At 75.0% G+C, this 25771-nt stretch carries 13 protein-coding genes; 10 read left to right on the forward strand and 3 right to left on the reverse strand.

The window, feature by feature from the left end:
• Nucleotides 1–125 precede the first annotated feature (125 nt).
• From JJJ15_RS10040 to JJJ15_RS10070, 6 genes are all read left to right on the forward strand, one after another.
• Nucleotides 126–923: an electron transfer flavoprotein subunit beta gene (locus tag JJJ15_RS10040; protein WP_106110518.1), complete on the forward strand. Its 798-nt coding sequence runs from the start codon at nucleotides 126–128 to the stop codon at nucleotides 921–923.
• A gap of 40 nt (nucleotides 924–963) precedes the next feature.
• Nucleotides 964–1968 (forward strand): electron transfer flavoprotein subunit alpha/FixB family protein, encoded by a 1005-nt coding sequence (locus JJJ15_RS10045; protein ID WP_200510642.1) that lies wholly within the window; start codon nucleotides 964–966, stop codon nucleotides 1966–1968.
• Nucleotides 1969–1989: 21 nt separating this feature from the next.
• The gene (locus tag JJJ15_RS10050; protein WP_246742015.1) at nucleotides 1990–3168 is read left to right on the forward strand and encodes an AAA family ATPase; all 1179 of its coding nucleotides are present in this window, start codon (nucleotides 1990–1992) and stop codon (nucleotides 3166–3168) included.
• Nucleotides 3169–3308: 140 nt separating this feature from the next.
• Complete coding sequence (locus JJJ15_RS10055; protein ID WP_246742016.1) at nucleotides 3309–5969, forward strand: DUF5682 family protein; 2661 nt, start codon at nucleotides 3309–3311, stop codon at nucleotides 5967–5969.
• Entirely contained in the window at nucleotides 5966–7240 is a 1275-nt protein-coding gene (locus JJJ15_RS10065) for a VWA domain-containing protein (protein WP_246742017.1), read from the forward strand. Before JJJ15_RS10055 ends, JJJ15_RS10065 begins: the two co-directional genes overlap by 4 nt.
• Nucleotides 7237–9381, forward strand: a complete 2145-nt coding sequence (locus JJJ15_RS10070; protein WP_200510643.1) for a hypothetical protein — start codon at nucleotides 7237–7239, stop codon at nucleotides 9379–9381. Before JJJ15_RS10065 ends, JJJ15_RS10070 begins: the two co-directional genes overlap by 4 nt.
• Nucleotides 9382–9513: 132 nt before the next feature.
• On the opposite strand, the gene JJJ15_RS10075 is transcribed toward JJJ15_RS10070, so the two are convergent.
• Entirely contained in the window at nucleotides 9514–11670 is a 2157-nt protein-coding gene (locus tag JJJ15_RS10075) for a hypothetical protein (RefSeq protein WP_200510644.1), read from the reverse strand.
• Between the two features lie 414 nt (nucleotides 11671–12084).
• On the opposite strand from JJJ15_RS10075, the gene JJJ15_RS10080 reads away from it, so the two are divergent.
• From JJJ15_RS10080 to JJJ15_RS10095, 4 genes are all read left to right on the forward strand, one after another.
• On the forward strand, nucleotides 12085–14034 hold the full coding sequence (locus tag JJJ15_RS10080) for a hypothetical protein (protein ID WP_106110522.1): 1950 nt from the start codon (nucleotides 12085–12087) through the stop codon (nucleotides 14032–14034).
• Nucleotides 13983–15740 carry a DUF4132 domain-containing protein gene (locus JJJ15_RS10085; protein WP_246742020.1) on the forward strand — a complete coding sequence of 586 codons (1758 nt, stop codon included), beginning with the start codon at nucleotides 13983–13985 and terminating at the stop codon, nucleotides 15738–15740. Before JJJ15_RS10080 ends, JJJ15_RS10085 begins: the two co-directional genes overlap by 52 nt.
• Before the next feature lie 137 nt (nucleotides 15741–15877).
• On the forward strand, nucleotides 15878–19498 hold the full coding sequence (locus JJJ15_RS10090; protein WP_246742021.1) for a DUF4132 domain-containing protein: 3621 nt from the start codon (nucleotides 15878–15880) through the stop codon (nucleotides 19496–19498).
• Nucleotides 19495–22755 (forward strand): DUF4132 domain-containing protein, encoded by a 3261-nt coding sequence (locus JJJ15_RS10095; RefSeq protein WP_348641474.1) that lies wholly within the window; start codon nucleotides 19495–19497, stop codon nucleotides 22753–22755. The genes JJJ15_RS10090 and JJJ15_RS10095 overlap by 4 nt, the downstream gene beginning before the upstream one ends.
• 195 nt (nucleotides 22756–22950) lie before the next feature.
• Here JJJ15_RS10095 and mnmA read toward each other — a convergent pair whose 3' ends face one another.
• Nucleotides 22951–24069, reverse strand: coding sequence for a tRNA 2-thiouridine(34) synthase MnmA (gene mnmA / locus JJJ15_RS10100; RefSeq protein ID WP_200510646.1), 1119 nt, complete (start codon nucleotides 24067–24069; stop codon nucleotides 22951–22953).
• Between the two features lie 22 nt (nucleotides 24070–24091).
• Nucleotides 24092–25174 carry an acyltransferase gene (locus JJJ15_RS10105; RefSeq protein WP_200510647.1) on the reverse strand — a complete coding sequence of 361 codons (1083 nt, stop codon included), beginning with the start codon at nucleotides 25172–25174 and terminating at the stop codon, nucleotides 24092–24094.
• Nucleotides 25175–25771: the final 597 nt, after the last annotated feature.

A 25771-nucleotide genomic window follows, 5' to 3' on the forward strand; every position in this document is an offset into this window, starting at 1 on the left:
ACATCCTGCGCCTGTCCGCTCACCAAAGTGGCAGGCCAGACCCGGCCGCGGCGTGACTGATGGCTCACCCGGGCTCCCGGCTGCGCCCGTTCCCGCCCGGGAGGGGATATGGCAACCTTAGGGGCATGAAAATCGTGGTCTGCATCAAGCACGTTCCTGACGTGCAGTCCGAGCGGCGCATGGAGGACGGTCGCCTGGTCCGCGGTGAGGACGACGTCCTCAACGAGCTCGACGAGAACGCCGTCGAGGCCGCCGTGGCCCTGGTCGAGGAGCTCGGCGGGGAGGTGGTCGCCCTGACCATGGGGCCCGAGGACAGCGAGGACGCGGTGCGCCGCGCCCTGCAGATGGGTGCCGACTCCGGCGTCGTGGTCAGTGACGAGGCCCTGGCCGGCTCCGACGTGGTCACCACCGCCCGGGTCCTGGCAGCCGCCGTGGCGCGTATCGGCGGGGTCGAGGCCGCCTCCGTCCCCACCGGCGTCGGCGACGTGGACCTCATTGTCACCGGCATGGCCTCCCTGGACGCCATGACCTCCATGCTGCCCGGGGCGCTGGCCGCCGCCGCCGGCATCCCCGCCCTGACCCTGGCCACGTCCCTGGAGGTCACCGCGCAGTCGGTGACGGTCAGCCGCGCGGCCGGTACCGTCCACGAGGTCCTCTCCGCCCCGCTGCCCGCCCTCGTCTCGGTCACCGACCAGGCCAACGAGCCGCGCTACCCCAACTTCGCCGCCATGCGCGCCGCCCGCAGGAAGCCCGTGGACACCTGGGACCTGGGCGACCTGGGCCTGGAGGAGCCGGGGCAGGGCGACGTCGCGGTGGTCGCCACCCGGCAGCGTCCCGCCCGCCAGGCCGGGACCATCCGTACCGACGCCGGCGAGGCGGGCCGTGAGCTCGCCGCCTGGCTCGTGGAGAACAAGCTCGTCTAGGAGAGGCGCCCGGGCCCCGGGTGCAGAAAGAAGCTGAACCATGTCTGACCTGCTTGACTCCCCGGTCCTGGTACTCACGGACCTGGACGACGCCGGGGCCCCCGCCCCCGGCGCCCTGGAGCTGCTCACCACCGCCTCCCACCTGACCGGCTCCGGCGTCCTCGCCCTGGCGCTGGCCGACGTGGGGCCGCAGGCCCGGGCGGCGCTGGCCGGGGCGGGGGCCACCCGCCTGCTCGTGGCCGACGTCGGCCAGCGCGCCGCCCTGGCGGGCGTGACCGGTGACGCCCTGGTCGCCGCCGCCCGTGCCGCGGACGTCGGCCTGGTCCTGGTGCCCGGCGACTACCGGGGCCGGGAGGCCGCCGCCCACGCCGCCGTGCTGCTGGGCTCCGCGGTCGTGGCCGACGCCGCCGACCTGGAGGTGGCCGACGGCGTCCTGCGCGCCAGCCGGCTGGTCCTGTCCGGCTCGTGGACCACCACCCTGGCTATCCGGCCCCACCCCGGCCAGCCGCCCGTGGTCGCCGTGCGCCCCGGTGGCGCCCAGGCGGCCTCCGGGCCCCTGGAGCCGGTCGTGGGCGCCCGGTCCCTGGACGCCGAGCCCCTGGAGCCGGCCGTGGGCGCCGCGGGCACGGTGTCCCTGGTGTCCCGGGAGCGGGCCGCCGTGGCCGCCGGGCCCGACCTGGGCGAGGCCCGCACCGTGGTGGTCGGTGGCCGCGGGGTGGACGGCGACTTCGCCCTGGTCCGCTCGCTGGCCGAGGTGCTGGACGCCGCCGTGGGGGCCACCCGGGTGGCCTGCGACGAGGGCTGGATCGAGCGGTCCGCCCAGATCGGCCAGACCGGCGTGTCCGTGGCCCCGCACCTGTACGTCGGCCTGGGGGTCTCCGGGGCCGTGCACCACACCAGCGGCATCCAGGGGGCCGAGACGATCGTGGCCGTGGTGGACGACTCCGAGGCCCCGATCCTGGAGATGGCGGACTACGGCGTCGTGGGCGACGTGACCGAGGTCGTCCCCCAGCTGGTGGACGAGCTCGTCCGCCTGCGCGGCTGAGCCCGCCACCGGGACGTCGTCGTGCAGCCAGGAGCCCCCGCCCCGCGTCGGGCAGGTACCCCGCCCCGCGGGGCGGGTCGGGGTGCCGGGACGGGGGCCGGGGCAGGCCCCGCCAGGGCCGAGCTGCGCCCGCCCGCCGAGGACCGCTGGGCGGGCGAGCTGGCGGCCCTGGCCGACGCCGACGCCGCTTCCGGCGCCGAGGTCCCCGACGGCTGGAGGCTGTCGCCCCGCTCCGTGCGCGCCTTCGTCGTGGGCGACGAGCGGCTCGGGGTGACCCGCAAGTTCTACGGCGACGACCCCCTGGTGGACCGCGCCGTCGTCACGCTGCTGGGACGCCAGGGGCTCATGCTCGTGGGCGAGCCGGGCACGGCCAAGTCCATGCTCTCCGAGCTGCTCGCCGCGGCGGTCAGCGGGACCTCGACCCTGACCGTCCAGGGCTCGGCGGGCACCACCGAGGACCACGTCCGCTACTCGTGGAACTACGCCCTGCTCATTGCCGAGGGGCCCTCGCGCCGCGCCCTGGTGCCCTCCCCGGTCTACCAGGCCATGGAGTCCGGCCGCCTGGTGCGCTTTGAGGAGATCACCCGCTGCCCGCCCGAGATCCAGGACACCCTCGTGTCGGTCCTGTCCGAGAAGCAGCTCATGGTGCCCGAGCTCGGCGACGGCTTCCGCGTGGCCGCCGCCCCCGGCTTCAATATTATTGCCACCGCCAACCTGCGAGACCGCGGCGTCCACGAGATGAGCGCCGCCCTCAAGCGCCGTTTCAACTTCGAGACGGTGCGCCCTCTTACCGACCGGGCCTTCGAGGCCGAGCTCATCTCCCGGGCCCTGGAGGCCGAGCTCGGTCCCGACCGGGCCCCCATGAGCCCGCAGGTCCTCGACGTGCTGGTCACCACCTTCGCGGACCTGCGCACCGGCACCACCGCCTCCGGTGCCCCGGTCAAGCGCCCCGACGCCGTCATGTCCACCGCCGAGGCCGTCAACGTCGGGGTGGCCGCCTCCATGAGCGCCCGCTACCTGGGTGACGGGTCCGTCCGCGCCTCCGACATCGCCCGCCAGCTGGTGGGCGTGGCCCTCAAGGGCGAGGAGGAGGACGCCCGGCGCATGCGCTTCTACGTCGACTCCGTGGTGCGTGAGCGCGCCCGCACCTCGGCGCACTGGAAGGACTTCCTCACCGCCGCCCGGGGGCTGTGGGGGTGAGGGGGCCGACGGCGGGGCCCGCGGTGTCGCCGACGGCGGTGTCGCCGACGGCGGGGGCGGCGCGGGTAGAGCCCGCCCCTGACGCCGGGCCGGGGCGTGCGCCTCACCCCGCCGGGGTGGGTGGGACGGTCCCGCCCCGAGTGCGCCGCGCCCTGGGCTCCCAGCGCGCCTGGGGGAGGGCCGGGGTCCACCTGGTGCCCGTCCGCCACCACTCCCCAGCCTGCGCCCTGGCCCTGAGCGCGCTGCTGGAGGAGGTCCGCCCCGGCGTCGTCCTCATTGAGGGGCCCGCCGAGTACACCAGCCTGCTGTCCGCCCTCCAGGACCCGGCCACCGTCCCCCCGGTCGCGGTGCTCTCACTGACCGACCACGCCGCCTCCTACTACCCGCTGGCCGAGTTCTCCCCGGAGTGGGTCGCCCTGCGCTGGGCCGGGCGGCACGGTGCCAGGGCCGCCTTCATTGACCGCGGTCCCACCGCCCCCGACGCCGGGCGGGCGGTACGCACCCTGCAGGCCGAGTACCACCTGGCCCGCTCCACCACCCTGGACGCCCTGGCCCGGCGCCTGGGCTGCCGGGACCACGACGAGGTCTGGGAGCAGCTCTTCGAGGACCGGGACACCGCCGACATACGCGCCTGGCGCGGCTTCTTCGCCGACACCCTGGCCTGGTCGGCCCTGGCCCGCCTGGACGCCGGGCGCGAGGTCCTCGACGCCGACTCCACCCACGCCCGTGAGGCGGTCATGGCCGCCGCCGTGCGCCGGCACCTGCCGCAGGCCGACGGCGGGGGCGGCAAGGGCCCGGTGGTCGTCGTCACCGGCGCCTTCCACACCCTGGCCCTCCTGGACGTGCTCGACAACACCCCCGAGGCCGCCTGGCTGCCCGAGCCCGAGACGGGTACCGGCACCCAGGGCTGGCTCATCCGCTACGACTTCGCCCGCCTGGACTCCCTGCGCGGCTACGGGGCCGGCATGCCCTCCCCGGGCCTGTGGCAGCGTGCCTGGCGGGCCCGCACCACCGCCCCGGGGGCCGACGCCGCCCCTGGCGGGCGCCGTGGGACCAAGGGCAGCCGCCCTGGCCCGAACGGTGCCCTCACCGGCCCCCGCGGTTTTGCCACCACCGTGGTCCTCGACGTCGCCTCCGCCCTGCGTGACCAGGGTGAGCCCCTGGGGACCGCCCAGGTGCTCGGTACCGTGGAGCAGGCCCTGGGGCTGGCGGCGCTGCGCGGACGCGCCTGGCCCGGGCGCACCGACCTGCTGGACGCCCTGACCAGCTGCCTGGTCAAGGACGACTCCGGCCTGTCGGGAAGCCTGGGGGCCGCCGTCGCCACCGTCTTCGCCGCCTCCGGACTGGGGCAGGTTCCCCAGGGTACCCCCAGCCCGCCGCTGGTGGCCGAGGTGCGTGAGCGCCTCAGTGCCCTGCGCCTCAACCTCGACGACCCCGTGGAGCACCGCGTCAGCCTGGACACCGCCCGCAGGCCCCGCCACCGCGAGCGCCGCGAGCTGCTGGCCCGCCTGCGCTTTGCCGACGTCGGCCTGGCCCGTCAGGTCGGGGGCGCCGACCTGGTGGCCGGTACCGGCCTGGGGCAGTTTATCGAGGAGTGGGCTTACGCCTGGACCCCCCTGGTGGAGGCCGCCCTGGTGCGTGCCGCCGCCACGGCCCCCACCCTGGAGATCCTGGTGCTCACCCGCCTGGAGGGGCACCTGGAGGGTGAGGTCGGTGCCGGCGACCTGGCCCGGCTCCTGACCGAGACGGCGGTCATGGGGCTGGGGGAGCCGGTGGTGGTGCGGGTGTGCGACGCCCTGGAGACCGCCCTGGCCGAGGTCAGTGACCTGGCCGAGCTCACCGACGTCCTGCACCGCCTGGCCGGCCTCGTGGAGGGCCTGGGGCGCCTGAGCCTGGAGGGGGCCGTCCCGCGCCTGCGCCTCATGCTGGGGCGGGGCACGGCCGCGGCCGCCCGCCTGGTGGGTGAGCTGGTCGGGCTGGAGGACGACGAGGCGGCCGGGGCGGTGGACGCCCTCATTGCCGTGCGTGACCTGCTGGCCCGGCTGACGCGGGTTGCTGGCACTCGTGACAGTGCCGGTGGTGGCGCCTCTAATAATGTGGTCGGCCATGGTGGCGTCTCTAATAGTGACGCTAGTGGCGGCAGCCATTCTAATGGCGGCGGTCATGTCTCTAATGACAGTGCTGGTGATGTCAGTCGTGGTAATGCTTCTGGTAGTACTGCTGGTGGCGGTAATGGTGTTGCTGGTGGTAGTGACGTCCCTAATGGTGTCGGGGCGGTTGACGTGGCCGCCTGGGGGCGTGACGTCGTCCTGCGTGAGGTCGACGCCCTGCGCCGGGATAGGGCCACCGCACCGGTGCTCGTGGGCTGTGCCACCGGTATCGCCTCGACCACCGGGGCCCTGGGCCCCCAGGAGGTGACCGACGCCGTCACCGCGCACCTGAGCCCGGGGGCCGACCCGGCCGCGCTGGCCGACTTCCTCGTGGGGCTGGTGCGCACCTGCCCGGAGGTGGTCCTGCGCGCCCCCGACACCCTGGTGGCCCTGACCCGTACCCTCACCGGCCTGGAGGAGCCCGGGTTCCTGGCGCTCCTGCCCGACCTGCGGCGCGCCTTCACGGTCCTGCGTCCTCTTGAGACGCACCGCCTGGCCGAGCAGGTCGCCGCGCTGACGGCCACCGACGCCTCCCGGATCGACGTGGTGTGGGACGTGGACCCGGCCCAGGCGGAGCTCGGCTGGCAGATCGAGCGTGACCTCGTGGCCTCCCTGGTGCGTGACGGCCTGGGGCAGTGGGTGGGGACGTGAGCGTCGTGAGGCCGCCCGGGGGCGGCGGGCACGCGGCCGACGGCGGTGGGCCCCGCCGCGCCAGCCCGGGCGGGGGTGCCCAGGCTGGCCCGCCTGGCACCCCAGCCGGTAGCGGCGCCCTGGGCGAGGGGATTGACCCCGCCCTGGCGGCGCGCCGCTGGCGCATGGTCCTGGGACGCTACGCCGAGCCCGTCCTGCCGCGCAGCCCCGCCGACACCGGCCTGGACGACACCCTGGGCTACCTCTACGACCGGGAGTACACCGGACGCGGTCACGTCCTGGGCGGGCCGGACCCCTCGGGCCCCGGTGGTGGCGGTGGCCGTGAGGCCTCGGCGCTGCGGGCGGTGGACTGGCTCGACGGCGCCCGCCGCCTGTTCCCCGTCTCCACCCTGGAGCGCCTGGAGCGTGACGCCCTGACCCGCTACGGGCTGACCGACCTGCTGGCCGACCCCGGCGCGGTGGGCTCGGTCAGGACCAGCCCCGAGCTCGGAGCCGCCCTGCTGCGCATTAAGGGCACCATCTCGCCCGCCCTGGCCGACGGGCTGCGGGCGCTGATCGCCCGTGTCGTCGCCGACGTCGTCGAGCGGCTGCGGCCCCCCGTGACGACGGCCCTCAGCGGTGCGCGCCAGCGCCACCGCCGCAGCCTCCGTGCCTCGGCGCGCGACCTCGACTGGCGCCGCACCATTGCCGCGAACCTGGGTCGTACGGACCCGGGCACCGGGCGCGTGCTCGTGACGGACCTGCGTTTCACGGCCCGCCAGCGACGTCGTAACGTGGCCTGGGACATTGTCATCCTGGTGGACCAGTCCGCCTCCATGGCCTCCTCCCTGCTTCACAGCGCCGTCATGGCCTCGATCCTGGCTGCCCTGCCGGGGATGTCGGTACGCCTGGTGCTGTTCGACACCACCGTGGTGGACGTCAGCCACCTGGCCCACGACCCCGTGGAGATCCTCATGACCTCCCAGCTGGGCGGCGGCACCGACATTGCCAACGCCGTCGCCTACGCCGCCTCCCAGGTCACCCAGCCCACCCGCACGGTGCTGGCCCTGGTCAGCGACTTCGAGGAGGGCGGGTCGGTCTCCGCCCTGGTGTCCCACGTGCGGGGGCTGGTGGACTCGGGGGTGAACGTGCTGGGGCTGGCCTCCCTGACCGACGCCGGTGCGCCCTGGTTCGACCGGGCCGTGGCCGACAGGCTCGTGGACGCCGGTATGCGGGTGGCCGCCATGACCCCGGACCGTTTCGCCCAGTGGCTGGCCCAGGTGACCACATGAGCGCCCTGCCGGACTGGGGGGCGCTCTACGCCGCCTTTGACGACGTCGCCCTGGCCGCCCTGGCCAGCCGCGGGCTGGTGCGGCGCGCCCGTGCCGAGGTGGCCGCCGGGCGCGTGGAGGCCCGTGAGACGGACCAGGAGGCGGTCACGGTGGTGGTCGGGCGGCCCGGGGTCGAGGTGGTGCTCACCGCTGACGGCCCGGCGCAGGCACGCTGCCCCTGCCCGGTGGCCGGGGTGTGCGTCCACGTGGTCGCCGCCTGCCTGTGGGCGCGCCAGGCCGTGGCGGGCGGCGCCGGTGCCGCCCCACCCGGTGCCGGGACAGCCGGTGCCGCCCCGCCCGGTGCCGGGACAGCCGGTGCCGGCACCGCTGGCTCCACCGGGACCGCTGGCACGGGCGCACCCGGGAGCGGGCCTGAGGGCGCTGGATCTGAGGGCGCTGGCGCCCCCGCCGGGCCCGAGGCCACCGGATCCGAGGCCACCGGGCCGGGGACGGGTGCGGACGACCCGGTCCTGGCCCAGGTGCTCACCTGGGACCCGGCTGCCGTCTCCCGGAGCCTGGGGGCGGCCGCGGTGCGCCGCGCCACCACCGCCCTGGCCGGCACCGACCCCGCCCGGCTCGCCGCCGACACCCTGGTCGCCCGCGCGCCGGGGCGCCTGAGCGTGTCGTGGCCGGGCTCCCCGCAGGTCGTCGTGGTCGCGGGCCTGGGACCGGCGGGAATGGTCGTCTCCGGCCGCCACTCCCAGGTCGCCCATGCCACCTGGCGCCTCCAGGCCGTGGTGCGCCTGTTCGCCCTCGCGGGCAGGGCCTGGCCGTGGGAGGTCCGGCAGGCCACCCTGAGCGCCGGCCAGCGCCGCCTGCTCACCTCGGTCGCCGCCACCCTTGAGGGCGTCGTGGCCGCCGGGATCTCCCACACCGGGCCCCGCAGCGCCGACGAGCTCAGCAGCCTGGCCCAGGCCGCCCGCCTGGAGGAGGTCCCGCGCCTGGCCCGGCTCCTGACCTCTGCCGCCGGGGCGGTGCGGGCGGTGGCCCGCCGCGACGACGCCGTCCAGGAGGACACCGCGCTCAGCGCCCTGGCCGCCGCCTGGTCCCTGGCCTGGGCCCTGGAGGCCAGTGACGCCGACCCCGCCCTGACCGGGCGCGCCGGTACCGAGCAGGCCCAGCCCGGCCTGCTGGTGCCCCTGGCGGCCACCTGGTGGTCGGCCGTCTCGGGCAGCCGCGGCCTGACCGTCCGCCTCTGGGACGCTGAGAACCACCGGCTGGAGTCGGTGACCACCGGGCGGGCCGCGGGCACCGACCCCACCTTCCGGCGCAGTGAGGACGCCGTGCTGCTGTGGGGCGTCTGCGTGCGGACCCTGCTGGCTGGTCCGCTGCGTCTGACGGGGGCCACCCGGCGGGGTGACGGCACCCTGGCCCCCTCCGCCCGTACCACCGTGACCCGCTGCGGCAGCTACGACGGTATCGACCTGGCCGGGATCGCCCGGGAGCTGGGGGCGCTGCGGCACGGTCCGCAGGCGGCGGGCTTCGAGGCCCCGCCCCCACCGGTCACGCTGCTGCTGACCTGCTCCCCGGGCCTGGGGCGGATCGACCTTGACGAGCTCCACCAGCAGTACGTGTGGCCCGTGCGCGACCTGGCCGGTCGGGACCACCTGCTGCGCCTGGGGGCCGAGGACGCCTCCTGTCGCCTGGTGGCGGCCGTCCTGGCCCGCGACCTCCCGGTGGACGCCGTCGCCCTGGAGGGGGACCGGCCCGCCGGGATACTCGTGCGTGACCGGGGCGTGCCCACCCTGCTCTCACCCACCATCTCCTCGGTGCGGGCCGACGACCCCGGCCTCTACCGCCGTCTGGCCGGGCGCATGGAGCGTCTGCGTTCTGAGGTGCGTACCCTGCCGCCTCCCGAGACGGGGCCGGTTCAGGTCCTGTGCGCCGACGTCCGCGAGACGCTGACGGCGCTGGCGGCCTCCGGGGCGCCGCGTGCGCAGGGGGCGGGTGCGCACGTGCTGGTCACCCGGGCCCGTACGGCCCGTGGCCTCCAGCTCCAGACCCTGGCCGCCGCCCTGGACGAGGTGGAGGCCGGGTGCTCCCCGCAGGCCCTCCTGCGTGCCTGCGCGCTCGTGGACCGGGTGCGGGCGCTGGCACGCTGACGCCGCGCCCCTGCCGGTCCGCCCAGGCAGGGCCGGCAGGGGGCCGGTGCTCCCGCCGCCCCGGGGTGGCCCCGGATCCCTGCTACCGGCGCCAGCTGGCAGTGGGCTCCCTCCCGCCCCGGGTGGCCCCGGTCAGCCGAAGAGGGACCACTGGACGCCGACCACCTGGTAGCTGCCGTACCGGTCGGCCGTGAGCACGAGCCAGACGGGGTAGATGTCGCGGCCGTTGGGGTCGGCCGCCGGCTGCAGCCAGGTGCGGGACGGGTCGTCGCTGGTCACCGGGCAGATAATCGCCCCGGACGGCAGGCTCGTGGCGGGCTCGGGGACGCCGTAGCCCACCCCGGGAGGCCCGGCCAGGGTGCAGCTGACCACCCGGCCCCCGGAGGGGAACAGGAACGAGCGCACCGTGGAGGAGGGGCCGAGGCTGTCGGTGCCCAGGGGCTGGTCGAGCGTGGTGAGCGCCTGGGAGGACACCAGGCCCGAGGCGCTGGCGGCGTCGCCGGAGGCAATGGCGTCGTAGGCGGTCTGGACGTCCTGGGCGGAGGGCACCCGGACGTCCCCCGAGGGCAGGTGGTACAGGGTGCTGGCGAGGACGAAGGATCGGGAGGTCTTGTCCCACTGGACGGTGACCGTGGCGCTGGCGCTGCCGCGGCAGGCGTGGCAGTCGGTGTCACCGGCCACCTTGATACCGGGCACGGTGTACACCAGGGTGTCACCTACCGCACGCAGGTGCGCCACCACCTGGTCGGCGTGGCCGGTGCTGTCCTTGAGCACCAGGTCCACGGACCCCTTGAGGTGCTTGTCGACGTCGTAGACGGCGACCACGTCGGAGACGGTGTTGCCGCCCCCGTAGCACCTCAGGACGGCAATGGTCACCGGCCAGCTGTCCACGACCCCCGACCTGATCGCGCTCATGGTGGCGGTCGGAGGCACCTGCCCGGAGTCGGCGGGCCCGGTGGCCACGCCGTTGACGAAGACCGCCTTGCTGTCGACGAAGACCGCCTTGCTCCCTGGTCCCTGGACCCTGGTCCGGGCGGGGGCGCACCGGTCGGGGACGTCCAGGGCGGAGTTCCTCAGCTCCTCCGGGCTGGGGGCCTTCAGGTCCTTGAAGGGCTCTGTGGCCAGGGCGGGCGTGGGGTCGGACGAGCCGCCGAAGAACATGAGGGAGGCCATGGAGCCGCTGAAGGCCATAATCGTGTTGCCGAAGCCGGCCCACGAGGTCACCGGGCCCTGCACCTGCCACAGGGTGCTGCCGTCCACGGGGTCCAGGGCCACCAGGGCGTCGGGCTGGGCCAGGACCAGGGCGCCCCGCCCGGCCAGCCACCGCGGCGGGTCCTGGGTGCCCAGGGAGTTGAGCCTGCCGGAACCCTGGGGCAGGGTGGCGGACCACCGCAGGGTGGTGCCCTCCACCCCCGCCAGGGTGGTGCCGTCGCTGACCAGCCACACCCGGCGGTTCAGGGGCAGGGGCAGGCCCAGGAGCCTGCGGGGCATGTCGACGCGGGACGCCCACACCGGTACGGAGCCGTCAAGCGTGAGCCCCGTCACGGGCGTCCCTCGGACGCCCAGGGTCCCGTCCGCGCCCACGGCCAGGGGCGTGGTGGCGGAGGCGGAGGGGCCCAGGCGCACGGCAGGAGGTGACATCCAGTCGCTGGGCTCGGTGAGCCCCGTGGACGTACCCGCCCCCGACGAGGCCGCCGTGCTCCCCGAGTTCCCCGGGCTCCCTGTGCCCGCCGTGCTTCCCGTGCCTGCCGTGCTCCCCGGGCCCGACGAGGCCGCTGTGTTCCCCGGGCCCGCCGTGTTTCCCGTGCCCGACGGGGCGGGCGAGCTCGCCCCGGTCATCCCCTCCAGTGCCGGGGCGGCCGACAGCGTGTAGGGGGCGGTGGCCTGATTGACGCCGGCCGTCATGTCGACACGCAGCATCTGGCCGCAGTCCAGGAGCGTCTCGACGCGCTGGCAGCTCAGGGGCGAGCCGACCAGCTCGTCGGGCACGGGCACCTGCCAGTTGGGGTAGGACATCCTGCCGCTGGTGAGGTCGTCAGTACCTATGAGCGCCTCGCGGCCGTCCTGGGCCACCCGCATGACCCTGACGTCCTGGAACCTCACGACGAGGTCGCCCCGGGCGTTGACGGGAACGGGCGTCAGGTCCTGGCCCAGGGCTGACAGGTCCAGCCTGGCCCTCGGGGCAGCAGGAGGCCTGCGGTGGTCCAGGGACGTCCAGGAGCTGACCACCTCCCAGCCGGTGAGCGCCAGCACCAGGGCCACGACCAGGGTCACGACCAGCCGGCGCATGACACGGCGGCTCAGGGGCAGGGTGTACCACCTCGGGCTAGGTTTCGACGCCCTGGGGCGGGGCGGGAGGGCGCCGGGGGCGGGTGGCGCGGGGAACGGCTCGTCATCCGGCGGGAGCGGTGCAGGCGGGGCGAAGTCTAGGGTGTGCTCTGCCCCTGGGCCTGTGGGTGCTGGGGAGGGCGCGGCAGGCATGGGGCCAGCGTAGGACCACATAGGTTAGCTATGACACAAAGTGGTGTATATCACGCTGTGTTTGGGGTCGGACCGGTGGTCGCGGGCCGGACACGCAGCCGGAGGGCCGGACGAGCAGCTGGCCCCGTGCCTGCCCGGGCGCCCGAGACCAGCACGTTATCCTTACCAACCAGGCCCGGCCCCGGAGCCGTGGCCGCACCCGGCTACGACCAACGGACTGTCATGATCGCTTTCCTCCCGGCCTCCGCCCGCAGACTTGTCTCCGACGCCCTGCTGCCCCTCACGGTGGTTGACGCGGGCCTGTGCGCCCGCGCCGTCGACTACGTCCTCAACGGCACGCAGCCCGAGGTCCTGCGGGAGGCCACCACCAAGGGCAGGGACCCCGCCGACTGCCTGGTCCTGGCGACCTCGAACGCCTCCTACACCCACTGGTACGGCCGGACCTGGCTCAGGTCCCTGCAGGAGGAGGCGGGGATCAGGTGGAAGAGGGGGGACGGCTCGGCGGGCCCGCTCCTGACCCGGCGTGACGCCCTCTACCGCGGCAGGAGCGTGCTCCCGGACCAGTGGGTGCGGCTCGGACGCCTCCTGGCCGCCATCCTCCAGGCCGACCCCGTCTACGACCCGCCCGCCCCCCAGCAGGTACCCGGCTGGCTGGACGCCCTGCTCGCGGACGTCGTGTTCACCGTGGACGCCCGGGACGCCGGCTCCACGCCCGAGTCCTGGGCGCGCAAGGTCAGCCAGGAGCGGCCGTCCTGGGACGCCGGGCGCCTGGTGACCCTGCTGCGGCAGGCGGGCTGCCAGGAGGACGACGTCCCCGCCGTCGTCCTCCTGGCAGCCTACTCCGAGTCCACCAGGAAGCCGACCTGGCACCGGAGGCTGTCGGCCGTGGACCTGCCCGGGATCACCAGCTACCTCACCGAGCACGCGCCCGCCCTGCCCGGCCCGCTCCTGGGCAGCCTGCGCCGCCAGGAGCGCCATAACGTGCTCAGGCGTATGGCGGCCAGCCCACAGTGGGCCGCCGCGGGAGCCCACATGGTCGCCGCCGTGGCCGTGGGGGACTGCAAGGAGCTGCGTCGGGAGGCCCTTGACCTGCTCAAGGGCCTGGACGCTACGACCAGGGCCGGTGCGCTGGCCCCGGTCCTGGCCCAGGCCTCGGCGTCACGCTGCCAGGAGTTGGTGGACTTCCTGGACCAGCTCCCCGGCGGCCCCGACCTGCTCACCCGGGTTGCCGAGGAGAACCGGAGGCTGGCCGAGCTGGTGGGCGCGACCCGGGCCCGCCACGACACGCTCGACGCCGCGGGAATCGATGAGCCCCTGGACCTGCCCCCGTTCACCCCCCTGGAGGTAGGGCCGGAGGCCGCACCCGTCAAGGACGAGCTGCGCGCCGCCCTGGAGCAGGTCGCCAGCCGCTCCGACTCACGTCACTCGTGGGTGCGAGGACAGGTCAGGGAGCTGATGGAGGTCGTGGACGAGACGCTGGACGCGCTGGTGGCCGTCGCCGACGGCAGGCGCCACCAGCCGCCCGCGCTGCTGAGCATGTTCAGCGTCCTGTGGTTCATTGAGCACGCCCCGAGCCTGACCTTTGCCCACGCGCTGCGGCTCCGGGCCGTGAAACGCTCCGACCACTGGTACACCGTCCTGCGCCACTACACGGGGCCGGACACCGACCCGCGGGCCGTGGAGGACCTCGTGGCGCGCCTGGACCTGGATCCTGAGGCCGTCCGGGACCTGTACGAGGAGGGCCTGCCCTCCCACGTCTTCTACGCCGTTGACGCCAGGACGTCCTGGCCGTGGTACGCCACCCGCCCCGAGCTGCTGCGCGAGCGGCTCGGGGAGGCCGCCACGGCGCCGCGCGCCCTGGAGATCCTGGCGGCCTTCCCCCGCGTTCCCACCGAGCTGCTGCCCGCGGTCGCCGACGCCGCCGTGGGCCCCTCCAAGGTGGCCCGCCCGCTGGCCCAGGCGGCGCTGCGCTCCCACCCGCGGGTGCGTGAGCTGGCCGAGCAGGGGCTTGCCGCCAGGACGGTCGCGGTGCGTACCTCGGCGGCGGCCTGGGTCGGCTCCCTGGCGCGCCCTGAGTCGGTGCCCGCGCTGCGCACGGCCCTGAGCCGGGAGAAGGGGGCGTGGTACCGGCCGCCCTGCTGGCCGCCCTGGAGGACTGCGGCGCCGACATGACGGAGTTCCTCTCCCCCCAGGCCCTGGGGGCCGAGGCGGCCAAGGGCCTGAGGAGGAAGATCCCCGCCTCACTGTCCTGGTTCGACCCGCTCTCGCTGCCGTCCGTCCGCTGGAAGGGCGGCGACGCCGTCGACCCCCGCACGCTGTGGTGGTGGGTGGTGCTGGCCGACAGGTTGAAGAACCCCTCAGGCCGTGGGCCTGTTGACCTCTACCTGTCCCTCTTGGAGCCCGCCGACGCCGCGGTGCTGGCCGCGCACGTGGTCCGGGCCTGGGTGGTCCAGGACACCGCCCACCCCAGTGCGCAGGACAGCCAGGCGTACGCCCAGACCGCCGGTCGGCAGCGGTACGACCAGGCCCGGCGGTGGCTCGCCAGCTGCCGTACGACCCCCCGGCTGGCGGACTCCCTGCCCCAGGCCGAGGCCGAGGCCGCCGTCGGCCTGGAGGAGCGTGTCGCCCAGGCCTACGCGGAGCACCAGCGCACCTACGTGGGCTCGGCGATCGCCGACAAGGGGCTGCTGGCCTTCGCGGTGAGGATGGACGGGGCCGAGCTGGCCGGGCTGGTGCGCTCCTACATGCGCGACAACCCCGGGCGGCGGGCCCAGTTCGAGATGCTGGTCCGCGCCCTGGCCGCCAACGGGCAGGACGCCGCGCTCCAGGTGCTCCTGAGCGTCGCCCGCCGTCACAGGATGGCCGGCGTCCAGGCCACCGCCACCGCCCTGGCCCAGGAGGTGGCTGACGAACGGGGCTGGAGTGCCCAGGAGCTGGCGGACCGTACTGTGCCGACCGCGGGCTTCGGCTCTGACGGGCTGCTGCGACTGTCCTACGGGGAGCGTGAGTTCGTTGGGCGTCTGGGGTCGGATCTTCGGATTGTGGTCTCTGACGCCTCGGGCAGGCCGGTCAGGTCCCTGCCGGCGCCACGGGTGGATGAGGATCCCGAGGTGGTCAAGGAGGCGCGGAGGCTGCTGCGTGTGGCGCGTAAGGACGCCAAGGCGGTCCTGGCCCTCCAGTCGGCCCGGTTGTACGAGGCCATGTGCGCCTCGCGTACCTGGTCCGGCGCCGACTGGCGGGGGCTGCTGGCTGGTCATCCCCTGGTGGGTCGGCTGGTGACCCGGCTGGTGTGGACCGCCACATCTGGTGAGGGGCTGGTCACATTCCGCCCCACCGGGGACGGGGCGCTCCTGGGGGTCGACGACGTCGAGGTGTCCCTGGGTGAGGGGGCGGTGGTGGGCCTGGCCCACGGCACGGCCCTGGAGCCCGCGCTGGTGGAGGCCTGGCGGGCCCACCTGGCCGACTACCAGGTGGACCCCCTGTTCGACCAGCTGACCGCCACCACGCCCCAGGTCGGCCCGAGGCAGACGGTCCTGGACGACCTCCAGGGGCACGTGACCGACACCCTCGCCTTCCGGGGCGCGGCCACCAGGCGCGGCTACCAGCGCGGGGACGTGGACTCGGGCACCTTCCACGACTACGTCAAGAGGTTCCCCTCCGCGGACCTGACCGCGGTGCTGGGCTTTACCGGCTCCTGGGTGCCCGAGGAGAGCATGCCGTGCGCCACCACCAGCCTGTCCTTTACGCGCAGGGGCCAGGACGTCGGGCTCGCTACCGTGCCGCCCGTCCTGCTGGCTGAGTGCTACGCCGACTACTGCGCTGTGGCGGACCTGGGCCCCTTTGACCCCGACTGGAGGAGGAACGCCAGCCCGTGGTGAGCGCGGGCCGGCTGCTCACCGGGGCCGGGGCCGGTGGCGGGCCCGCCCTGGCGGGGCGGATTCGTGTCGTACCCGGCCGCTACTCTCAGGACATGAGAGCCGCCCCACAGAGGGGTGGGATGGGAAAGGAGAGTGCCGTGACCGGTTTGGCGGCCCGCCAGCTCACCGAGCGTGCCCTTCTGCCGCTCAGGGCGGTTGATACGACCCTGCACACCCGCGCCGTCGACTACGTCCTTGACGGCACCGACCCGCTGCCCGCGGACGTCTCGCTGGCGGACACCCGTCTGCTCCTCGCCGACCCCGGCCGGATCGGGCCGAGGGCGGACCTGGGTGACCAGGAGCGCCGGCGTCTGCACGCGGTCGGCGTGGGCGACCCGAGCCGGCTTGACGACCCGGAGGAGCTCATGGAGTACCCTGTGCGCTCCCTGCGGGCCGTCCTGTACCTGTGGGGGGATCTCGCGCCCGCCCAGTGGGAGCGGTTCGGCCGCCTCCTTGTCGCCCTCGGAGAGGGACCCAACCGGTGCGCCCTAGGGGTTCCCGACTGGCTGTGCGCCCTGCTCAACGACGTCGTCGTGACCGAGCCGTACGTGGACTACATGGCGCCCGAGGGCTACAGGGACGCCAGCGCCCGGCCCCCGGTGTCCGGGCGCTGGAACCCGACGACGGTCGCGGACCTGCTGCAGGCCACCGGCACGGCCCCCGGGCAGGTCCCCGCCGTCGTGCTCCTCGCCTGGCTCGCCGAGGCCACCGGGGTCTCCGCCTGGTACGACGGTCCCGCACAACGCCTGCCGGGTATTGAGGACTACCTGGTCGCCCACGGCGGGCAGGTCCCCGTCAGCACGCTCACGGCACTGTCCGCCCGGGCCAGGACCCGCCTGGTCCAGCGCCTGGGGTCCCACCCGCAGGCCGCCGCGGGGTGCTCCCACCTGCTGGCGGCCCTGGCGGTGGACAGCGCCGCCACCGTACGACGCGCGGCGATCACGGCGCTGGCCGGCCTGCCCACCCAGGTACGCGACCCCGCCCTGGGCGAGGCCCTCGCGACCGCCAGGTCCTCCCGCCTCAAGGATGTCGTCACCTGGCTCGCCTCGGTGCCGGGAGGTGAGCGGATCTTAAGGAAGAGCGCCGAGGCCAACCCCGCCGTGGCCCGCCTGGCCGGTGCGCTGACCGGCCCCGGGGACGGGCACGCCCCTGAAAGCGAGTGGGCCCTCGAGCTGCCCCCCTTCGCCTCCGCCCTGGACGCCCCCTCGGCGGGGCCCGCCAAGGCCGCGCTGCGTGAGCAGATCGACGCCAGGATCGCGCGGCTGGAGGGCGCCACCGGCTCCTCCTACGAGCGGCGTGCGCTGAAGAAGGTCACTGACGCCGACCTCGAGCGCCTGGTGGCGATCGCCGACGGCGTGAGCGAGGGGCCCCTGGGCGTTCTCGATGAGTGGGTGGTCTGGGAGGAGGCGCGTCGGTGCCCCAGGCTGTACCTGCTGCACCTGTGCCGGCTCCAGGCCCGCGCGGCGCACCCGTCCCCGTGGCGGGTCCTGCGCAGTGACTCCACCTGCAGCGACCCGCGCACCCTCGAGCAGGCCCTGCGCGCGGTCGGCGCGCCCACCGGTGAGGACTTCACCCGCATGGTGTGGGAGGCGTACGCCCCCGAGCAGGTCTGGGCGTGGGCGGCCACCCACCTCGACCTGGTGCTCGAGCGCCTGCGTGACACCTCCCAGGCCGCTGACGCCTTGAGGGCCCTGGCGTTCTTCCCCGGTCTGCCCGAGCAGCTCCTGCCGGTGGTGGCGGACATGGCCGTGGGCGGCTCGGCGACCAACCGGCTCCTGGCGCAGAAGGTCCTGCGCACCTACCCCGACGTCCGCGAGCTGGCCGAGCGGTCCCTGGGCGGCGCCGCCCCTGTGCGGGAGGCCGCGGCCCAGTGGCTCGCGGACCTGGGCGACCCGGCGGCGGTGCCCGCGCTGCGCCGGGCCGTCGTCGGGGAGAAGGTGGCCTCCGTGCGGGCCGCGCTCCTGCACGCGCTGGCGGCCTGCGGCGGTGACACCGACGACCTGCTCTCACCGGCGGCCCTGGGGGCCGAGGCCGCCAAGGGCCTGAGGAGGAAGGTACCTGACTCACTGAGCTGGCTCGACCTCGACGCCCTGCCCACGCTGCGGTGGCGCAACGGGAGCACGGTCGCCCCCGACGTCGTGCGCTGGTGGGTGGTGCTGGCCGACAGGCTCAAGGACCCCAGCGGTCACGGCCTGTGGGAGCTCTACCTGGACCGGCTCGACGCCGCCGACGCCGCCGCCCTGGGCTCCCACGTCCTGCACGCCTGGATCGCCCAGGACACCCGGGGGCTGGGTGAGGACGAGTGCCGCTCGCGCGCGCAGGCCGACGGGCGCCGCGAGTACGACGCCGCCCAGCGCTTCCTGGCCAGGGCGAGCAGGCCGGTGGCCAGGATGAGGAGGCCGGAGCAGCTGGAGAGCGCGCGCCAGGAGGCCGCCGTACCCCTGGAGGAGCACGTGGAGCGGGCCCTGCGCTACTACCGGGGGCTGTTTGCGGGCTCGGCCATTGCCGACAAGGGGCTGCTGGCACTGACCGTGCGCATGGACGGGGCCGAGCTGGCGCAGGCCGTGCGCGCCTACGAGCGCCAGGCGCAGCGCCCCCAGGGTGAGCACCGCGCCCAGCTTACGGCCCTGCTGACCGCCCTGGCCGCCAACGGCCACCCCAAGGCCCTGGCCGTGCTGCAGGAGGCCACCAGGCACAAGATGCGCATGGTCCGTCAGGCCGCCGTCGGCCTGGTCGAGCAGGTCGCGCAGTGGCGCGGCTGGAGCGCCCAGGAGCTGGCGGACCGTACTGTGCCGACCGCGGGCTTCGACCCTGACGGGGTGCTGCGCCTGTCCTACGGGGAGCGGGAGTTCACGGGGCGTCTGGACGCGGATCTTCGGATCGTGGTCTCCGACGCCTCAGGCAAGGTCCTCAAGACCCTGCCCGAGGCGCGAGTGAGCGAGGACAGCGTGGTCGTGAACGCCGCCAAGAAGGAGCTGCGTGCTGCCCGTAAGGACGCCCGGGCGGTCCTGGTCCACCAGTCGGCCCGGTTGTACGAGGCCATGTGTGCCTCGCGTACCTGGTCCGGCGCCGACTGGCGGGAGCTGTTGGCGGGCCATCCCCTGGTGGGTCGGCTGGTGACCCGGTTGGTGTGGACCACCACATCTGGTGAGGGGCTGGTTACATTCCGCCCTACTGAGGACGGGGCGCTCCTGGGGGTCGACGACGTCGAGGTGTCCCTGGGTGACGGGGCGGTCGTGGGCCTGGCCCACGGCACGGCCCTGGAGCCCGGGCTGGTGGAGGCCTGGCGGGCCCACCTGGCCGACTACCAGGTGGACCCCCTGTTCGACCAGCTGACCGCCACCACGCCCCAGGCGGTGCACAGCACGGAGCGGATCGATGACCTTCAGGGGCGGCCGACCACGACCTTCACCCTGCGCCAGGGTGCGACCAGGCGCGGCTACCAGCACGGTGAGGCCGTGGACGGCCCCTGGTTCATGGACTACACCAAGGACTTCGCCTCCCTTCACCTGAGAGCGGTCATTAGCTTCTCCGGGGCGGAGTTCCTCGAGCAGGAGGCCCCCTGCACCCTGGGTGACCTGTCCTTCAGCCGCGGACGCCGCCCGGTGCCCCTGGACCAGGTGCCGCCCGTCCTGCTGGCCGAGTGCTACGCCGACTACCGCGCTGTGGCCGAGGCCGCCCCGGTCCGCCGTCGGGGCCGCCGTAGGACGCGCCCGTGAACCCGCTGCCCCGGGCGAGTGACCGGATGACGCGGGCCCTGGGGAGCCTGACCGGCCTGGACGACAGGCTCCAGATGGTGGTCGGCTACCTGACGGACCCGCTCGGCTCGCCCGTGCCCGCCGTCGAGGACAGGCTCAGGCTCGTCCGCGCCGTCCACGACGCCCTGCCGACCACCCCCAACCTGGTCCTGGTCCTGGCTTCCCTCAGCACCGACCGGGCGCAGGCGGTGCGCCGTGCCGCGGTCCAGGCCCTTGAGGACACCGATCCCGCCTTAGGGTCCCAGGGGCTGGGTGCCGAGGCCCAGGCCGCCGCGGGGTCCCAGGGGCCAGCTGTCCTGGGCTCCCAGGGGCTGGGTGCCGAGGCCCAGCCCGCCGCGGGCCGTCAGAGGTTGGGTGCCCTGGGCAGTCAGGAGCTGGCCGCCCTGGGCAGTCAGGGGCTGGGTGCCGCGCTCCGGGTGGCACCGCTCACCCGGGCCGCCGAGGCGCTGGCCCACCTCCTGCGGCGTGAGGGCGGGCAGGAGGTCCTCACCCACCTGGGGGCCGAGCGCCCTGACCTCATGGCCCTGGCCGACGAGCTGCGCGGCCGTGAGCGCGCCCTGGCCGTGGTTCCTGAGGGGGCGCCGGTCCCTCTTCCGCCCGTGACACCCCTGTCCGGGCCGGGCGCGGCACCGGAGGCCAGCGCGGAACCGGCGGCCGACGAGCTGCGACGCGCCCTGGGGTGGGGACCGGGCGCCACCGGCGCCACCAACGGGCCCGGCACCACCGACGAGCCCGGCACCCCAGGGAAGGCGGCCCGGCAGGTGGGTGACGCCGACCTGGACGCCTTCGTGGCCGTCGCCGAGGGGCGTGCCGACCAGCTGCCCGCCTCGGTGCTGGCCCTGGGCGCCTGGTGGGTCGCCCACCAGGTCCCGAGCCTGGGCCTGACCCACCTCACGCGCCTGTTCCTGGCCTGGGGCGAGCGCCTGGAGTGGAGCCTGCTGGCATCCCGCCTGACCTGGGACACCGACCCGCGGGCCGTCCAGGACGCCCTGGAACGCGGCGGCCTGCCACCGTCCCAGGCGCAGGAGGTGGTCACCAGCTGGGTCCTGTACGACGCCGGGCCCGAGGCCACCTGGCCGTGGATCCTCCAGAACCCCGACCTGGCCCTAAGGGCCCTGGGGGAGGACTGGTTCTCGACCAGGGCGGTGCTGCGGGCGCTCACCTACGCCCCCTCCCTGCCCGCCGTGCTCCTGCCCGCCCTGGCGCAGGCCGCCGTAGGACGCTCCGAGGGCAACCGCGCCCTCGCCCAGAGGCTGCTCGCCCGCACTCCCGCGGCCGCCGAGCTCGCCCTCCAGGCCCTGGGCAGCCCGCAGGCCACTACGCGCAGGGCCGGTGCCGCCTGGCTGGCCGACCTGGGACTACCTGGGGGCACAGAGCGCCTGCGCGCCACCTGGGCCGCCGAGGGGGACCAGCTCGTACGCGGTGACATCCTGCGCGCCCTGGTGGCCTACGGCGACGACGTCACCGACATCGTGGCACCCGAGGCCCTGGCGGTGCCCACGCGACGGCCCCGCGTGCCGGTGGCGCTGACCTGGTTCCCCTTCGAGGCCCTGCCGGCCGTGCGCCTGGCCGACGGCACCGCCCTGGACGCCGACGCCGTACGGCGCTGGGTCCTCCTGGCCCACGGCCTGAAGGACCCCGACGGGCGCGGCACGGTCGCCGCCTACCTCAGCCTGCTCGACCCCCGCTCCGCCCGCGAGCTGAGCGCCGTCGTCGTGGAGTCCTGGATCGCCCGCAACCGCGAGCTGGGCAAGGGGGAGAGCCTGAGGACCAAGGGCCTGCTCGCCTTCGCCGTCGGGATGGACGGCGCCCGGCTCGCCGCCGACGCCAGGTCGGCCCTGCTCCGCAACGCCGCCTGGCGGGTCGAGTCCGAGACGGTGCTGACCGCCGTCGCCGCCAACCGGGCGCCCGAGGCCCTCCAGGTGGTGCTCGCCGCGGCCGCGGGCCACCGGCTGCCCCGGGTGCGGGACGCAGCCCGGTCGCTGGCCGAGGCCGCCGCCGCCGAGCACGGCTGGAGCCCCGCGGAGCTCGGCGACCGCACCGTCCCGACCGTCGGCTTCTCCGACGACGGCCTGCTGCACCTGTCCTACGGGGACCGCGAGTTCCTCGGGCGCCTGACCCCCGGGCTGACCATGAGCCTGAGCGACGCCGACGGGCGGCCCCGCAAGACCCTGCCGCCGCCCCGCAAGAGCGAGGATCCCGAGGTCGTGGCCGAGGCCAGGGCGCGCCTGGCCGCGGCGCGCAAGGAGCTGCGCGCCGTCCTGGACACCCAGCGGCGTCGGCTGTACGAGGCCATGTGCGCCGGACGGACCTGGCCGCTGGCCCGGTGGCACGAGCTGCTGGCCACCCACCCGCTTCTCAGGCACCTGGTCGCCCGCCTGGTGTGGATGGCCGACGCCGGGCCCGCCCGGGAGGCCACCGGCCTTAGCGGCCCGGACGGGGCCAGCCGGGAGGCCGGCGAGCGGGGCTCCGTGCCCGACGGCCCGGGCGGTGGGGGTGAGGGCGTAGTCCGGCTTGATGTCACCCAGGACCATGGCGGCGGCCCGGGCGGTGGGGGTGAGGGCCCCGGCGCTGTCCCGGGCGCTACCCCGGGGGTGGCGCGGCCCGTCCGGTCCGCGCTGGAGGCGGGCCGAAGCGGCCTGTCCCGGCGTGGTAGCCGTGAGCAGGGCCCCACTGCCTACTGCCCCCTCTTCCGACCCACCGAGGACGGGGTGCTCCTGGGGGTCGACGACGCGGGCGTCGAGCTGGCTGACGACGTGAGCGTGCGCCTGGCCCACGGCACGCTCCTGGGGCCCGGGCAGGTGGAGGCCTGGCGGGCCCACCTGGCCGACTACCAGGTGGACCCCCTGCTCGACCAGTTCTCGGCCCCCGCCCCCGACGTCGACGCCGGTCAGACGACCATCCAGGACGGTGCCGGGCGGCTTGTTGTGGCACGTGACCTGCGGCGGGCGGCGCAGGCCCGTGGCTATGAGCGCGCCTCGACCAGGTACCGTTACCGGGAGCTCACCAAGGACTTCCCGGACCTGGGACTGCGCAGCGTCATTGACCTCGACGGTGCTGATGCCTGGGACGAGGGGCAGACCACGACCACCGGCACCCTGACCCTGCGTCGCGCAGGCCGCCCGGTGCCCCTGGACCAGGTGCCGCCCGTCCTGCTGGCCGAGTGCTACGCCGACTACCGCGCCGTAGTAGGAACCGCCACCTCCCCCCTTCCGTGAGAACGGTACTTATTCGTCGTGAGAACGGTACTTATTGCCCGCGAGAACGGTACTTGTTCGTGCTGAGAACGGTACCGTTCTCGCGCTCTACCCTCCGCACGGCGTCGCGCACCAGGGCACCGGGCCCAGGCGCCTCAGGCCACGGTCCCCACCAGCAGGTCCCCTCACAGGACGACACCACCGGGCCCAGGCGCCTCAGGCCACGGTGGCCTGGGCCAGGACCTGGTCGCCGGAGTCCCCGCCGTAGACGACGACGGACTGGCCGGCCGCCAGGCCCCGCAGCGGCTCGGCCAGTTTCACGTGCAACTTACCCGCCGCCTCGTCCACCTCCACGCGCGCGGGTGCGGGGCGGCCGTGCGCCCGCACCTGGACGGTGACGTCCTCCCAGCCGCGGGCGCCGTCGAGCGGGCCGGGCCCGGCCAGCAGGACCAGGGCCTCGCCCTCGATGCTGCTGCGGCTGAGCAGCTCGAGCGGGCCGACCACCACCTCGTTGGTGTCCGGGCGGGTGCCCAGCACGTAGCGGGGGCGGCCGTCGGGGGCCGGGCGCTCCAGGCCCAGGCCCCTGCGCTGTCCCACCGTGAAGCCGAAGTAGCCCTGGTGGCGTCCCAGCACCTGCCCGTCGGGGGTCACCAGGTTCCCCTCGCGCACGCCGAGGCTGCGGGCCAGGAAGCCGCGGGTGTCGCCGTCGGCCACGAAGCAGATGTCGTAGGAGTCGGGCTTGGAGGCCACCGGCAGGCCGCGCGCCGCCGCCTCGGCGCGCACCACCGCCTTGGAGGGGGCGTCGCCCAGCGGGAAGAGCGCCCGGGCCAGGCCCGCCCGCCCCGAGACCGCCAGCACGTAGGACTGGTCCTTGGCGGCGTCCGCCGCGCGGCGCAGCCTCAGGCCCTCGGTGCTCCCGGGGGAGCCGGACGCGGCCCCGCCCTCCAGACGCGCGTAGTGCCCGGTGGCCACGGCGTCGAAGCCCAGGGCCAGGGCCCGGGAGAGCAGGGCGTCGAACTTGACCCGCTCGTTGCAGCGCACGCAGGGGTTGGGGGTGCGCCCGGCCTGGTACTCGGACAGGAAGTCGGCCACCACCTGCTCCTCGAACTGCTCGGACAGGTCCCACACGTAGAACGGGATGCCCAGGATCTCGGCGGCCCACCGGGCGTCGGAGGAGTCCTCGATGGAGCAGCAGCCCCGTGAGCCCGAGCGGGTCTGGGCGCGGTGGCGGGTCAGTGCCATGTGGACGCCCACCACCTCGTGCCCGGCGTCCACGGCGCGCGCGGCGGCGACGGCGGAGTCCACCCCGCCGGACAGGGCCGCGAGCACGCGCACGTATCCTCCTCGGGGTCGGTTGTCAGCGGGCGGCCTGGTGGAGGTCGCCCCAGGGGCTGAGGCCGCGCGTCCAGCGCATGGTGGCGCGCTCCACGCCCAGCCAGCTGGCGGTGGCCAGGGCCACGGTGAGCAGGACCGTGACCAGGAGCAGGAGGGCGAACCCGTGGCGGTGCAGGCCCAGCAGGACCAGGAACTGGATGACGGGGAAGTGGAAGATGTACACCCCGTAGGAGATGTCGTGGATCTTGACCAGCGAGGGTGAGGGCAGGACCGCCCCCAGCCACAGCACCACGTAGGCGATCAGGGGGGAGGCCAGCTGCGCCCCGAACTGGTTGGACCAGACGATCAGGGCCACTGCCGCCACCGTGCAGGCCAGTGCCGGCAGGGCCCGCATGGGCAGGTGGTCGCGCAGCTTGTACACCACCGCCCCGCCCAGGAAGTAGGGGAGCATGCTCACCAGCGTCACGAACTCGCTGTTGTTGTACGGGCCGGTGCTGGAGACGGCCACGTGGGTGGCGGCACTGAGCACGAACAGCAGGACCGTGGGCCACGCCCGGGTGCGGGGCAGCTTCCAGGACAGGAAGACGCCGATGACGATGTAGCACCAGAACTCGATGTACAGGCTCCACAGCGAGCCGTTCCAGGTGTCGGCGACGGGCAGGCCCGCCAGGGTGGTGCCGATCCCGTAGGACGAGATCCTCAGCAGGAGGTTGCTGAACATGTAGTTCAGGGGGGTGACCGGGGTCCCCAGGTAGCCGCCGAGGCCGCCGGTGTTGACAACCTGCGCCGCCGGGGCCAGGAGCAGGACCACGAACGCCTGGACCAGGAGGTAGCCGGGGAAGATCCGCACGACCCGGTTCAGCAGGTAGCGCCCGCCGTCGGAGCGCTCCCGTGAGCCGGTGATGAGGAACCCGGACAGGACGAAGAAGCCCACCACGGCCCACTCGCCCAGGCCCTGGCCCTGCCAGGCGATGCCGCTCCCCGCCCCTGACAGGCCGACGGCGTGGGAGTAGAGCACGACGGACGCCAGCAGGAGCCGGACCAGGTTGAGGGAGTTGTCGCGCGACCCCAGGTCACGCGCGGCAAAGAGGCGGGGCGCTAGCACGGGGGCCAGCCTATACGGCGCGCAGGAGCACCGTCACGAGGTCGGGGGCGGTCAGGGGCCCTGGCCGGTGGTGCGGGTTCCGGACTCGGTGGCGCGGACTCCGGCGACGCTCCCCGCCGCCCCGCCGCCAGGTGCCGCCCCCCGCTGGGTGCCACTCCCCGCCGCCGGGTGCCGCCCAGAGGACCGCGGTGACGCCCCAGGGCGTGCCGCCGCCCCCGCCGCCCGCCGCCGGGTGCCGCCCTGCCGCTGGGTGCCGCCCCCGTCGCCAGGTGTGGCCAGGACGACGTCCCGGTGCCACCTACCGGGCTGGCCCGCTGCCCGCCGTCCCCACTACAATCCGGCGGGCAAGGCGCTGACCCGGCTATCACCGGCGAGCCTCCGGAAGAACCGGCCCGCACCCTGGCCCCGAGCCCGGTGCGGGCCCCAGTAGAACCGGACGGGACAGCCCGTCACAGCTGAGAATCAAGCGGTCGTGCACCGCCGGAGCCGGGCTGCCCGGCGGTCCCTGCGACGTCCTCGCCGGGGCCACTCACGGCGGCCCCTTCCTGGTCTGCTGGCCCGCCCCCGGGCGGCGTCCCCGGGCCGGGAGCCGGTGGC

The sequence above is a fragment of the Actinomyces sp. HMT897 genome, assembly GCF_016626125.1.
GTDB lineage: Bacteria > Actinomycetota > Actinomycetes > Actinomycetales > Actinomycetaceae > Actinomyces.